Origin of the sequence: Paenibacillus provencensis (assembly GCF_042678545.1) — a bacterium.
Classification (GTDB): Bacteria; Bacillota; Bacilli; order Paenibacillales; family Paenibacillaceae; genus Paenibacillus; species Paenibacillus provencensis.
The window spans coordinates 2265884-2279265 of sequence record NZ_JBHTKX010000001.1; the positions used below are offsets into that span (position 1 = coordinate 2265884).

The following is a 13382-nucleotide window of genomic DNA, read 5'->3' on the forward strand; positions in this document are numbered from 1 at the left end:
ATACACCATTTTAAATATATCATTTCTTCATCATGCTGACATATATAGGATCCATTTTAGTTAAAAGATTGGAATACCGATTGACAGATATTATCACATTCAATAATATTAGCATGACAAGTAAAATGATCAAAAAGGTTTACATTGAAAGGAGTTCTATTCCATTTGAACACATCCATATCAGATCGCTCCATCGGCTTCATGCTCGGTGTTATTCATAGACGTGCAGTTAGTGTAATGACCCAGCGGCTCAAAGCCTATGACATCACGACAGAGCAGTGGTCTGTCCTGCTGCAAATTTACTTGAACGAAGGCCTGAATCAGCGTGAAATCGCCGTTAAAGCCTATAAAGATCAACCCACCACAACAAGAATACTTGATATGCTGGAGAAGAAGAACCTGATTATACGCAAGCCCAGTCAAAAGGACCGCCGTGCCTTCGAGCTCTTTCTTACTGACCTCGGCAGAGAACTCTCCGGCACATTATTGCCGTTAGAAAACAGCTTTAATGAAGAAATTGCTCAAATCATTCCGAAGGAGGATATGGAGGTTTTTTGGAATGTACTTTCGGAGATGGGATCTTATCTTGATACACTTCTAGAGAAGGAACCCCAAGCGAAGTAATACAAGTTAAAATATGTACACAGTAACATCTCACACACAGAAGGAGTTTAACAAAACACATGCAGCATGAACAAACGAAATTATGGACGAAGGAATTCGTTATTTTAACACTATGTAATTTTTTGCTGTTTCTACAGCTACATATGATCGTTTCTACGCTGCCAGCGTATGTGCAGGGCGAATTCAGCGCCAATTCCTTACAAGTCAGCCTGTTCACTACCCTGTTTGCACTTAGCGCCATTATTGCCAGAATCTTCGCTGCTAAGCAGTTAGAAAAAGGAAAGCGCAACTTCATGATCTACTTTGGTATTCTCGTTGCCCTGCTCGCTACGCTCAGCTATCATTTTGCAGCCATGATGGGTACTCTCCTGGTCTTGCGCATGGTGTTCGGCGTAGGCTTCGGCATGAGCAGCACCGCCTTCCCTACGATGGCCTCCGATATTATTCCTGTAAAACGGATGGGAGAAGGAATGGGTTACTTCGGTCTGTCCACGAGCCTCGCGATGTCTATAGGACCCATAGTCGGATTATCACTGCTTAACTCTTACGGCTTTGGACTGCTGACCTGGTCAACTGCCATCATTATAATTGTCATCGTTCCGCTTAGTTATATGCTCACTTCCAAAAAAGTAAATAAACCGCAGGAAGTGAACAATCCTTTTGCAGTGCCTGAGAAAAAAGGCTTCAATACTGCGCTTGTTATTCCATCTTTTCTTAACGGACTCATGGCCGTATCCTATGGAGGCCTGGTCAGCTTCATCGCTATCTTCGGTGCAGAACAAGGGATTGCAAATCCAGCGCTCTTCTTCTTGTTTAACGCCATTGCGATCTTAATGATTCGACCGATTGCAGGACGTATTTATGATTCAAAAGGACATGGTGCACTGATACTTCCCGGCTCCATATTTATTATTATCGGACTCGTCATTTTATCATTCACCAGTTCTACGCTCAGTCTATTCTTTGCTGCTTTTTTGTTTGGATTAGGCTATGGCTCACTTCAGCCAACCTTCCAGACATGGATGATTCAAGTCGTACACCCTTCTCAGCGTGGCTTGGCCAATGGTATGTTTTTGAACACCCTTGATTTCGGAATTGCCATCGGCGCTCTCTTGCTAGGCATTATCGCCTCTGTTACCAGCTATGCAGATATGTACCGTTACTCAGCACTATTCATCGTTCTGTTGCTTGTGATTTATGTGATTTATGCGCGCTTGACCAAACAGCGTGCAGCCACACAAGAAGGCTAGAGTTGACCAAAGAGCCTGCATTTCTAAACGAAATGCAGGCTTATCTTTTTAAACTTTCTTTTTAACTCTGACCATGCTCTTTCCACCTAAACGGTAATGCACATTTTTTGTTTTTTTGTTATCTCCATTCTTATCGTCCCCATCCTCTGAGGGCCGGATTGCAAACAAGGTAAGCAGAATGCCTGCTGCTCCCACAGCGGCAAGCGTGATAAATAGGATTAAATGCGATGTACCCAGCAGAATTGAGATAACTGGCGGACCTAAGGATACCCCGATAAACCGCATGCTGCTGAATAATGCCGTAATCGTTCCCCGCTGCTCCTCCTCAATCCCTTCCGTGATCAGTGCATCCAAACAAGGCAGCGCAGCGCCAATGCCGATTCCACCGGCGGTAAATACACCAATGACGTAGTAAATCTGGCTTGAGAAGCCCATGACAACCAGCGATGCCGTCATTAAGATAAGTCCGAAGCAGCCAATCCATTTCATTCGCTTTTTATGTTTGCCAATGATCTTGCCACTCCAAAAAGAAGACAGGCATAGAGCAGCAAGAGGAATCGCAAGGATAAAACCTTTGGTCACTCCATGAATGTCGTATCGGGATTCGAGAACCTCGGATAAATAAAACAGCACTCCGAATATAACAAACATACAAATACAGCCTACTGCAAAAATCGCATAAAGCCAGCGCCCTTTCTCGGCAAGAATGTCTTTTATAGATCCGATAAACTCCCGGAAAGAAGGCGCTTCCTTTTTGGTACTCGGACTTTTAACCAAGAAGATGACGAGGAGCACAGAGATTAGGCATAGAACCGGAATCATCAAGAATGGAGCATACCATAGCCATACGGCAAGTGCGGCGCCAATGATGGGACTTAGCACTTTCCCTAGAGTATTTGAAGTTTCAATAATACCCAGGCTCTTGCTTACCTGCTCTTCATCTTCAAACATGTCTCCGACCAGCGGAATGACGATGGGAAAAGCTCCGGCTGCTCCAACGCCTTGCAAGAGCCTGCCGCCAAGGATGACCCAATACGCTGCGCCATTCGTCAGCCACCAGGCAGCACCTGCCGATACAGCTCCTCCGACAGCTGCAATGATAAGGCTCGGAATGATTACGGCCTTCCGCCCAAATCGATCCGACAAATACCCCGCAATCGGAATAAGTATAATGGCAACGACTGCATAGACGGTGATGAGCATACTAACCATAAAGGTCGAGACTTTTAGCTCTCTTGATATTTGCGGCATGATCGGGATCAACGCTGAGTTGCCCAAAGTCATAATTAGAGGAATGGATGAAAGTGCTGCCAGATCGAGCTTCTTGTTTTCCATTGGATGTTTACCCACCTTTATAAAGTTGGAAAATGCAATAAGTGCCTGCCAATCAGCACATCATGTGAGTATTCTCTGCTTGCGACTATATTAATGTGGCTGTTTCCTGTTTAAATTATACGCGCTTGATCAGGAACTACTAAATTGGAAGAGTATTGGAGGAATATGCGAAGTGAACAAAAAAAGGCGGTGCCAAAGGCACCGCAGTGTCAAATCAAATGATTTTAAAGTGATATTGAAATCCTGCCAGTAAATGCGTCAGGAGTGACAACAATACCATGCTCTCCATTCGCAGCCGTTCCGCCTTGTACAGCAGATACTTCATGAATACCGCGAAGAACAAGCGTCCAGGCTTTACCTGTTCCTTCAGCCGTTACTTCGATGCCAGCTCCAGAATGAACGGCCTTCACATTCAGCTCTTGTTCAGAACGAGTGCTCACCACATTCGCTTCTGCCTGGTTACCTTCACCAAGCTCGAACAAATGCAACGACACATTCTCAGCATAGTCATATTCAATCACATCATTAACCGCACCCACTGCAATCAAGCTGTTCGGCTTGATCATCATCGGCAATGTGCGGAAGCTATGATTCTCACGAACGAAGCGTCCGCCTTGAATTTTCTCTCCTGTAAGGAAGTTGGTCCAAGTTCCTTCGGGCAGATAGTAAGTAACATCGCCTTCTTTGTTGAAGATCGGCGCAACAAGAACGGAGTCACCAAACATATATTGAGTGTCCAAGCTATATGTTGCAGGGTCCTCTGGGAACTCAAGCATCATCGCACGCATCATTGGAATGCCTCGTTCAGACGATTCTTGTGCAGAATTGTACAGATAAGGCATCAGGCTGATCTTAAGCTTAGTGAAGTCGCGTACAACATCCACGGATTCTTCGTCAAAGAGCCAAGGCACACGATAGGATGTGCTGCCGTGCAAACGGCTGTGGGAAGACAGTAGTCCAAATTGAACCCAGCGCTTGTACACATCTGGCGTTGCTGTATTCTCGAAGCCACTGATGTCATGGCTCCAGAAGCCGAAGCCGGACAGTCCAAGTGACAATCCACCGCGAAGCGATTCAGCCATGGATTCATAAGTCGAAGAGCAATCACCGCCCCAGTGAACAGGGAACTGTTGACCGCCTGCTGTTGCAGAACGAGCAAATAATGCAGCTTCATTCTTGCCAAGCTTCTCTTCAAGCAGTTCAAATACGGCTTTGTTATACAGCTGAGTATAATAGTTGTGCATTTTAACCGGATCAGAACCGTCAAAGTAAACGACATCTGTAGGAATTCTTTCACCGAAGTCTGTTTTGAAGGAGTCCACACCTTGATCAAGCAGCACTTCCAGCTTGCTCTTATACCATTTAACAGCATCTGGATTCGTGAAGTCGACAAGAGCCATTCCGGCTTGCCACATATCCCATTGCCATACGCTTCCGTCCGCTGTTTTGACCAAATATCCGTTCTCCATACCTTCATCGAACAAGTAGGATTTTTCCGCAATATATGGATTAATCCAAGCACAGATTTTAAGTCCTTTGTCTTTTAGACGCTTAATCATGCCTTCCGGATCTGGGAACATTGCTTCGTCCCATACGAAATCAGACCATTGATACTCCTTCATCCAGAAGCAGTCAAAGTGGAATACGGAGAGAGGAAGATCTCGCTCAGCCATACCGTCCACAAAGTGATTTACTGTTCCTTCATCATAATCTGTAGTGAAGGAAGTCGTCAGCCACAGACCAAATGTCCATGCTGGAGGAAGTGCCGGTTTTCCAGTCAACCTCGTATAGTTGTCAAGCACATCCTTCGGATTGTCACCGCCGATGATGAAGTATTCCAAAGTTTCTCCCTCAACACTGAATTGAACCTTGGATACGTTCTCGGACGCAATCTCATAGGATACACGTTCAGGATGGTTTACAAATACACCATAGCCTTTGTTGGATAGATAGAATGGAATGTTCTTGTAGGATTGCTCACTGCTTGTACCGCCATCTTCATTCCAAGTATCAACCACTTGACCATTCTTCACGAATGGAGTAAACCGTTCACCCAAACCGTAAACGTATTCACCTACACCCAGGTCAAGCTGTTCACGGAAGTAAGCTTCCTTATTCGGTCCTGTGATGTAGCCAGCTGCTCTGAGACCACTGCCAGTGATACGTTTGCCTCCGTATAGGAAGCTTACGTCCCAGCCGTTTGTTTTGTCGATTTGAACTTCAAGCTCGCCACTCTTAAGTACAGCGCCTTGTTCGTTTGCCGAGATCTCAACGTTAGCATCCTGACTGTTCAGCTCGAACTCAGGACCTTTCTTCACTCTGCCCTTATGGTGGTTAAGCGTTACACGAATAACGTTCGGCATAGGAGAGCTGTAAGTTGCTTTGAGCAATGTACCGTTCAATGTGTCGCCTTTGGTGCGAATATATTTAGTAGCCGCATGAACGGTTAGAGAATTATCTTTTTGTATAATATCACGAATATCAGTCGGGTTTTGAATATGGTACCCTTCACGAGTCAACCAGAATCCATCAGTAAATTTCATGTTTTCTTTCCCCCTTCGGTTATACTATAATAATATTGATATTATTATCGTTTTTCTTACGTTATTTTGATGAATAGTATCAATATTTTGATATATTTTCATCCGGATTGCCACTTTATATTAACATAACGCACATATTATGGAAGCGATTTCAACATAAGAAGCTATTATCTGCTATATATAGGATTTCTACTATATAAGTAGAAGAGAAACAAGGAGCTTGGTGATATGAATAAAGAATTGTTAAAAGAGAATCGCGTGCATGGCAACCCAATGTATCCTGTTAGTGTCTATCCGTCAGTAGATCAGCTGAATGGAGACAGCATTCTTGACTGCCATTGGCATGATGAGATGGAGTTTATTCTTATTGAGCGTGGTTCTGCTGTCTTCCATATTGATATGAATATTTACGAAGCACAAGCAGGCGATGCCATCTTTGTAGGCAGCGGCGAAATTCATGCCGGCTATTTACAAGGAGAGGAGCGCTGCGTCTTTTCAGCCATCGTATTCGATCCAGCCTGGCTGTCCAGTGCTTCGTTTGATTCACTGCAGGAGAAAATGATGGATCCCATATTGAAGAGGAAATTACTCCCTCCTCGCCATATTTCACGTCATACGGAATGGGGCAGATCTGTCCTCTCACACATTGATCGGATTCTGCTGGAGCATGAGCTAATGAAGCCGACGATGGAACTCTCGACCAAGGCACACCTGTATCTGATTCTTGCAGAGATGTACACTTATATGCAGCAGGCAGCGGATTTAGGAAATAACATTGCCGCCGGCAGTCCGGACAAGATTGAACGTCTAAAGACCGCTCTTGGCTATATTCATGATCACTATAGTGAGCCTATCAAGCTCAAGGACTTGTCGGAACATATTAATATGAGTGAGGGGCACTTCTGCCGTTTCTTCAAACAAATGGTCCAGAAGAGCCCGATCGATTACATTAACAATTACAGAATCCAAAGAGCATGCAAGCTGCTGGAAAATACAAATTATAAGGTTGTAGATATTGCGATGGAGGTTGGTTACGACAATCTCAGCTACTTTATTACTTTGTTCAAGAAACAAAAAAAGATGACTCCTTCACAATATCGCAAGCTGTTCTTTGAACAAATCTCTTTGGATCCCATTTCGGTAACCTAATTGAAGAAAACAAGGGTGAGTTGGTAAGAACACACAGTTCTTACCAACTCACCCTTGTTACAATTAACGGCTCGCTAGTTTAGACCAGTTACCATAATCATGAACCGAAATTCCGATATAGGAATCATGCTTATTTGCCATTTGCTCAAGCTCTTGCAATTCTGCACGCATGTAATCACAGTCTTCTTCATAGAAGGTAATAAAATTCCCTTCATTGCTTCGATTCGTTTCAACGGCGATGGATACTTTCTTACCAAGCTCGGAGGCTTCCTTCAGTTCGCTGGCTGCTGCATTGTAGATGGCATTTGCCGTATCCCGATACGCCATGACAGCGACTGCATCAAATTGGCGAATCATCCAGCTGCTGATCTTCATATCCCCACCAGGTACAGTATAATTATCAAGCCAAAAAGGAATATCCGCAGTAATCTTCAACTCCATGCGTTTTGCTTCATTCGTTAGATACGATACATTAGACTGCCACTGAGCGACAACACTGTCTCGATCTGACTTCCATTCTGCAAGCACATGGGGCTCAATATCCACATGTATTCCCGAAAAACGCTCGTTCTCTTCAGCCCCGCTCTGATACGCTTCTATCCATTCTACAAAGCTCATTAATCCTTCACGCCCCGATGATAGACCCCATGCAGGTCTGCCGTCCAAAATTTGAACCTCAATCCCTTCAGCAGTAGCCTTGCTGATAAAATCTTTATAATACGGTATAGCCACATCTCTATTTATTTGCAAATAGATTGCATTGATCCCCTGTGTTTCTGCAAAATCCAATATTTTGTCGGGCTCACTTTTGATTTGTGTTGTATCCCATAACCATGTTCCTGTTTGTTTACTGGAGTAGGCTGTAGCTTCTACATCCATTGCTCCCCCTGTAATTGATCCTGCCATAATGACTGCAGCCAACAGTACCGCCGCTTTTTTACCTGTCTTCTTCCACATCTCTTACGTACACTCCTTCGATTTTAGGAACGATGCCTTATATCATGCCCGTTCTCTATTAATAAATCGGCAACCGGCTGTCATCATAAGTCATTAGACTCACCTTAGACCCATGGCTTTGCGTCTTTGCTTTTCAGCAAATTTGCCTCCAATTCGTATACAATGACGTCCCTTTGTCTCATGAGGTAATTACCTTAGTCTTACGCTTCGATAATTTTCAAAGGACGAAAGTATTACTTTATATTCTTCGGAGAAATACGAAAGCATTTTATAGGACTTTTTGCTTATTTAATGATTCCGACCTATTTAAATTTCACTCGAACGAAAAAATAGGCAAGCAGACAGATGTCTACTTACCTATTTTAGACGAGTAAATATATAGGTTATTTCTGTTAGTGCTCAAACAAAGAAACGATCTCAATTCCGTTTGCAGAAATACGAACAAGCCCCTTATCGGACAGCCGCAGCTCTGGTATAACAACCAAGGCCAATAATGACAACGTCATAAACGCATTATTCAAGCAGCATCCAGAGGCTTGAAGCGCCTCGCTAATGGCTTCAGACTGCGAAGCTACGATTTCAAAAGGCTCCGGTGACATAAGGCCTGCAATCGGCAGCGGAAATTCTGTCGTTCCCTCATCGGTTACGACGGCCACTCCGCCTTGCATACTCACTACCCGGTTAGCCGCTTCAGCCATTAGATTGTCATCTGTTCCGATCACCATCAGATTATGGCTGTCATGAGCGACCGTCATGGCAATCGCGGCAGGTCGGTTAAAGCCTACTCCACTAACAAGAGCTACTGCCCTGTTTCCTGTTCTATGATGTCGTTCAATAACAGCAATCTTGCATACATCCTGATCCATACTAAGGATGAGTTGGCCTGATTCTGCTCGGACTGTCTTGAAGACTTCCTTCGTCTCCACATGGTTCTCTGTCACTTGAATAATGCGCGCGTTTAGCTCACCCTCCTGAACAGGAGTCTTGATCACAAAATGATCCGCTTGAATGTCGGCCTTTAATTGAACAGTACCCAGTGCATTTTGAGGATAGTGATACTTATCCCAGGAAGCCACCATTTTTCCTTCCCGGGCAACCACTTGACCAGCCGCAATAGTCGTGTGTACATTCACATCAGCGAGTCTTCCATCCAGCAGAATAATATCTGCAATTGAACCTGGTATAATTGAACCGACATCTCTCTGGACGCCAAACCGTTCTGCCGTATTGATCGTTGCCATCTGAAAAGCCGTTACCGGTTTGACTCCCTGTGAAATGGCCAGACGTACAACGTAATTCATATGCCCTTCATTCAGCAGAGATTCTGAACTGCGATCATCAGTAACAAGCATCATCCGTCTTGTATCTAGTCCCAGCTCAGTCGACGCCTTAATCGTTTCTGCTACGTCATGCCAGGCTGAACCTTGCCTCATCTTGGCGTACATTCCTAGACGGATTCTTTCCTGTACATCCTCTTTGGTCACACATTCATGATCTCCTGTTACACCGGCCGCAGCATATACAGGCAGTCTCCAATCATCAGCTGCCCAAGTAAAGTGACCGTCAACCGCTTTACCCGCACGCAGCGTAGCTTCTATTTCTCCAATCATCTTCTCTTCCCCGTACACGACACCCGGAAAGTTCATTACTTCCCCTAAACCAATCATGTCATTACCCCAGCTTAATGCTTCAGCTACCTCATCAGGACCGATATATGCTCCCGTCGTTTCCAGCTCAGGACTTGTAGACGGTACACAGGAAGGCGCCTGCATATAAGCAGCGAGCGGTGTAGTTCTTGCCTCTTCGAGCATATATTTAAGACCGTTCAGACCAAGTACGTTGGAAATTTCATGCGCATCAAAAAATCCGCCTGTCGTCCCTAATGGGAGCACAGCTCTTGCAAATTCCGCTACGGTTAATTGGGTGCTCTCAATATGACAATGACCATCAAGCAGCCCAGGTGCAATATACTGCCCGCTCGCGTCAATAATTTCTGTGTCCGGTCCAATCGTATGTGAAGCATCCTTGCCTACATATGCAATGCGAGAGCCTTGCACAGCAACAGACATGCCCTGCAATATTTCGCCTGACACGACATTGACCAAGGACCCGTTCTGAATAACTAAAGAAGCCTTTTGATCTCCTCTAGCCGTAGCAACGAGCTCTTTCACGCAATCAGCCAATGCTGGCCTTGCAAATTGTTTTTTCATCATTTGAATTTCCCCCATTCACCGTAAAAAAGTAGATTGTTAATGATTATAGTAGTCTGAAGGTTACATGTAAACATAATTGACTTAAGAGTTTATAATTCGTCAGGAAATGATGAGAACAACCTCCATTTCCTTACATCACCCTCTCTATAATCTTTCATTATATGTAATAATATTCAATTAGATCCTTGTTGCAAAAAACAGCAGCACGATTCCCATAAAGAGAATGTGCTGCTGGACTATTCCAGTTGACCATGCTTAGATGATGGTTTTTGGTACGGTTATTTCGAATATTCAAGTTCATGCTGATACAGCTGAGAATCAACCATTGATACAAATGGACTGACTGCACCTTTGGAGTAAATGTACAGCAAATGCATCGCACGCGTGCACGCTGTATAGAACAGTTTGCGTTCACTTTCTCTTGAGTACGCTTTGGCCGATCCATCATAAATCATGACTGCATCAAATTCTACACCCTTAGCCAGGTATGCTGGAATGACCTGTATTCCTTTTTCGAAACCAAGCGTCGTTTTTTTAATAAGCTTGGGCGCTGTGCTCAGCTTGCCCAGAAGTCGCTCGTGCACCTTAAGACTTTGACCTGCGGACTTACAGATGACAGCGATGGACTCGTGCCCTTGTGACTGAAGCTCCTCAAGCTTCAATACCATTGCTTCCTCCATCTCATCTCTCTTCCCATATTCATATACATATGGCTTCTCTCCCTCACGATTGAATGGAACGATGGCCTCACCATTAGGCAGCAATGACTTTGTAAATTCTACGATTTCCCTCGTTGAACGGTAGCTGCGCGTTAGCCTTATCACTTCCGCCTTATCTGTACTGTATATATCCCTTAGCTCACTTGTCCCACTAAGTACAGATGAATGGGCATAAATCGCCTGATTAAAATCTCCTAACGCTGTCATCTTCGCACGGGGAAACATTTGTCTGAAGAATGCGAGCTGGAATGGAGAATAATCCTGGGCTTCATCAACGATCACATGGCGGATATTCGTAAACACGCGAAACCCTAATAATGAATCCTTTAGGTACAGGAACGGAGTCGTATCTTCGTATGCAAGCTCCTGGTTATTCATTTTATCTATCGTAAATTTGCAAATATCATTCCAAGCCGCCGGAAGGCGTGAATGATCAACCCCACAAGATGACTGGGCATCCTTGAATATAGCTTGGTAGAGGCCTTTCATGTCGACAAATCGAGTTGCTTTCACCCATTTTCGAAGGGGCTTAAGTCGATCTGATACTACCATTTTGGCCAATATATCCCTTTCCACGTCAAAATCATTAAATGTATCCTGCTTGCCGCGCTGCTTCCGTCGTAATCTCTGATAGGCCCGGTGATAGTCTTCTGTGCCAAGCAGCTGAATTTGTTCATCTACCCAAGCTGCTGTAAGTTCGCCTTTGCCAAAAGCAGCAAGCTCCTTGAGCATCCATTCTTTGAGCAGTTCAAGCCGGCTCGCGATTCGAATGCCCTTGTCAAATTCGTAAAATTTCTGCGTGATCTGCTGTGTGGAAATGACCTCTCTTCCGAGAAAACGAAGCGCTTTGAACATCATTCCCGCATGTGCAAGTCGATCTTTATAGCTTAATATCAAATCAAGAAACTCGGGTGAGGACTTGAACTGAATCCCTTGAATTCGAGCTTCATAACCAGGATCATCAGATTGAGATAAGACATATTCCAGCTGAACAAAGGGATCCTCAAGCTGATATTCTTTGCCGATTCTTCGTTCCAAATACTCCTGAAATGTAGTCTGCAGCATGTTCTCTTCGCCAAGCTCAGGCAAGACGGTAGATACATAGCTGTTAAACATCGGATTCGGTGAGAACAGAATCATTTGGTCAGCCTTAAGAAATTCCCGATCTTTGTATAGTAAATAGGCGACGCGCTGCAAAGCTGCCGATGTTTTTCCACTTCCAGCTGCACCCTGAACGATTAACAAACGGCTTGAATCATTTCGAATAATCTGGTTCTGCTCTTTTTGAATGGTCGCCACAATACTTTTCATGGACGCATCAGAGCTTTGGCTGAGCACGGCCTGCAATAACTCATCGCCAATCGTAACTCCGGTATCAAACATGAACTTGATATCCCCATCACGAATGGTAAACTGCCGTTTTAACGTAATTTCACCTTCAATCAGGCCAGAAGGTGTTCGATAGGATGATGGCCCCGGAGCCCCGTCATAGTACAGATTCGATATCGGAGCGCGCCAGTCATAGACAAGAAAATCGTTCTCCTGCTCTGACAAAAAGGAGGCAATCCCCAAATATATCGGTTCTGCTGTATCAGAACCCTTCTCCACAAAATCAATACGTCCGAAATATGGATTTCCTTCCAGCTTATTGAGTTTTTTGAGTGCATTAAATGCGTTTTTGTGGCTTCGTTCCCGTTCAGACAGTACCTCGGATTGCTGCCTTAAGTTTGTAGAAGTCTCACCAACATCATCTGCTTCACTAAAGTTAATGGTGACCTCATCCCAAAATTCTTTTCGCATTTCAACCACTTCTCCGCGAACAGAACCTACTTCACTCTCAAGCTTGTTAATGGATTGCCGAATTTGTTCGGTAACTTCGTCCACTCTAGACTGTTCTAGTCGCCATTCCTTGTCCGTACTCAAGTGATCCGCTCCTTTTTGATCATTTTCTAACTGTAATTTTAATTTTCATACCATAGCTGTAAACTCATAAACCAAACATTAGTCCATCCTCAGCTCTTCCACCGTTTCCGTCCATCGTGTAATCACTGAATCTGGATCAATCAGCTGAACCCGAATACCAGCTTCAATATGAGCGTATTTCGCTTGATCTATCTTTAACGCATGAATATGCGCGCTGAACCTGTCTCTTTCATGTTTGGCAGACATTAATGGAGCAAGCGGCTTAACAGCTACTTTGAGATAATAGACGCGTTCTGCGTACACAATAACCAGCTCAGCTTTGCCGCTGCGTTGCATATTGTGAGAAGTTATCGTACCGCGCCATAATGCCAGCCTTAATGTATAATCATCCATTGCTACAATCTCACCGACACTGATCATTGCTGTATGCGGCCAGCCTTCCTCCGTTACCGTCTGCAGCATGAATGCTTCGTTCTGTTTAGACGGAAGGCGATCTCCGTCCAACAGTTTCATCAAGGGTTCAGGAATCGATATATATTTATTCATATTTTTCCCCCATGTTGCTCTTCTCAATCTCCCGATGTTAAGCAAAGTATCCACACACTCTTTAACAGAAAAACAAACAACAAGAACAAACCCGGGCGACTTTCTCAGTAGCCCGGGCTGTTC

The 13382-nt window shown here is 44.4% G+C and carries 9 protein-coding genes and 1 riboswitch; of the genes, 3 read left to right on the top strand and 6 right to left on the bottom strand.

Features of this window, described 5'->3' with window-relative positions; translation table 11 throughout:
* Positions 1-165: 165 nt before the first annotated feature.
* Positions 166-624, top strand: a complete 459-nt coding sequence (locus tag ACFQ3J_RS10870) for a MarR family winged helix-turn-helix transcriptional regulator (RefSeq protein WP_251584397.1) — start codon at positions 166-168, stop codon at positions 622-624.
* Between the two features lie 59 nt (positions 625-683).
* Positions 684-1874, top strand: a complete 1191-nt coding sequence (locus ACFQ3J_RS10875) for an MFS transporter (RefSeq protein WP_251584396.1) — start codon at positions 684-686, stop codon at positions 1872-1874.
* Positions 1875-1922: 48 nt separating this feature from the next.
* Here ACFQ3J_RS10875 and ACFQ3J_RS10880 read toward each other — a convergent pair whose 3' ends face one another.
* Together ACFQ3J_RS10880 and yicI are read right to left on the bottom strand one after the other, a co-directional pair.
* Positions 1923-3209 (bottom strand): MFS transporter, encoded by a 1287-nt coding sequence (locus ACFQ3J_RS10880; protein ID WP_251584395.1) that lies wholly within the window; start codon positions 3207-3209, stop codon positions 1923-1925.
* Between the two features lie 224 nt (positions 3210-3433).
* Positions 3434-5752 carry an alpha-xylosidase gene (gene yicI / locus ACFQ3J_RS10885; protein ID WP_251584394.1) on the bottom strand — a complete coding sequence of 773 codons (2319 nt, stop codon included), beginning with the start codon at positions 5750-5752 and terminating at the stop codon, positions 3434-3436.
* A gap of 228 nt (positions 5753-5980) precedes the next feature.
* Here yicI and ACFQ3J_RS10890 point away from each other — a divergent pair, with 228 nt between their 5' ends.
* On the top strand, positions 5981-6901 hold the full coding sequence (locus tag ACFQ3J_RS10890; RefSeq protein ID WP_251584393.1) for a helix-turn-helix transcriptional regulator: 921 nt from the start codon (positions 5981-5983) through the stop codon (positions 6899-6901).
* Positions 6902-6964: 63 nt separating this feature from the next.
* On the opposite strand, the gene ACFQ3J_RS10895 is transcribed toward ACFQ3J_RS10890, so the two are convergent.
* The 4 genes from ACFQ3J_RS10895 to ACFQ3J_RS10910 all read right to left on the bottom strand — a co-directional run bounded on the left by ACFQ3J_RS10895 (position 6965) and on the right by ACFQ3J_RS10910 (position 13259).
* Entirely contained in the window at positions 6965-7858 is an 894-nt protein-coding gene (locus tag ACFQ3J_RS10895; protein ID WP_091154926.1) for a hypothetical protein, read from the bottom strand.
* A gap of 65 nt (positions 7859-7923) precedes the next feature.
* Positions 7924-8015: riboswitch (cyclic di-GMP riboswitch) on the bottom strand.
* A 235-nt stretch (positions 8016-8250) separates the two neighbouring features.
* Entirely contained in the window at positions 8251-10071 is a 1821-nt protein-coding gene (ade, locus tag ACFQ3J_RS10900; protein ID WP_091154923.1) for an adenine deaminase, read from the bottom strand.
* A 278-nt stretch (positions 10072-10349) separates the two neighbouring features.
* A complete protein-coding gene (gene helD / locus ACFQ3J_RS10905) occupies positions 10350-12713 on the bottom strand; it encodes an RNA polymerase recycling motor HelD (protein WP_251584392.1) in 2364 nt (787 codons plus the stop codon).
* A 78-nt stretch (positions 12714-12791) separates the two neighbouring features.
* Positions 12792-13259, bottom strand: coding sequence for a pyridoxamine 5'-phosphate oxidase family protein (locus ACFQ3J_RS10910; RefSeq protein ID WP_170862365.1), 468 nt, complete (start codon positions 13257-13259; stop codon positions 12792-12794).
* Between the last annotated feature and the right edge of the window lie 123 nt (positions 13260-13382).

Coding starts and splice junctions, on each gene's coding strand:
- ACFQ3J_RS10875 (WP_251584396.1), top strand. CDS start 684: ATGCAGCATGAACAAACGAAATTATGGACGAAGGAATTCGTTATTTTA.
- ACFQ3J_RS10880 (WP_251584395.1), bottom strand. CDS start 3,209: ATGGAAAACAAGAAGCTCGATCTGGCAGCACTTTCATCCATTCCTCTA.
- yicI (WP_251584394.1), bottom strand. CDS start 5,752: ATGAAATTTACTGATGGATTCTGGTTGACTCGTGAAGGGTACCATATT.
- ACFQ3J_RS10890 (WP_251584393.1), top strand. CDS start 5,981: ATGAATAAAGAATTGTTAAAAGAGAATCGCGTGCATGGCAACCCAATG.
- ACFQ3J_RS10895 (WP_091154926.1), bottom strand. CDS start 7,858: ATGTGGAAGAAGACAGGTAAAAAAGCGGCGGTACTGTTGGCTGCAGTC.
- ade (WP_091154923.1), bottom strand. CDS start 10,071: ATGATGAAAAAACAATTTGCAAGGCCAGCATTGGCTGATTGCGTGAAA.
- ACFQ3J_RS10910 (WP_170862365.1), bottom strand. CDS start 13,259: ATGAATAAATATATATCGATTCCTGAACCCTTGATGAAACTGTTGGAC.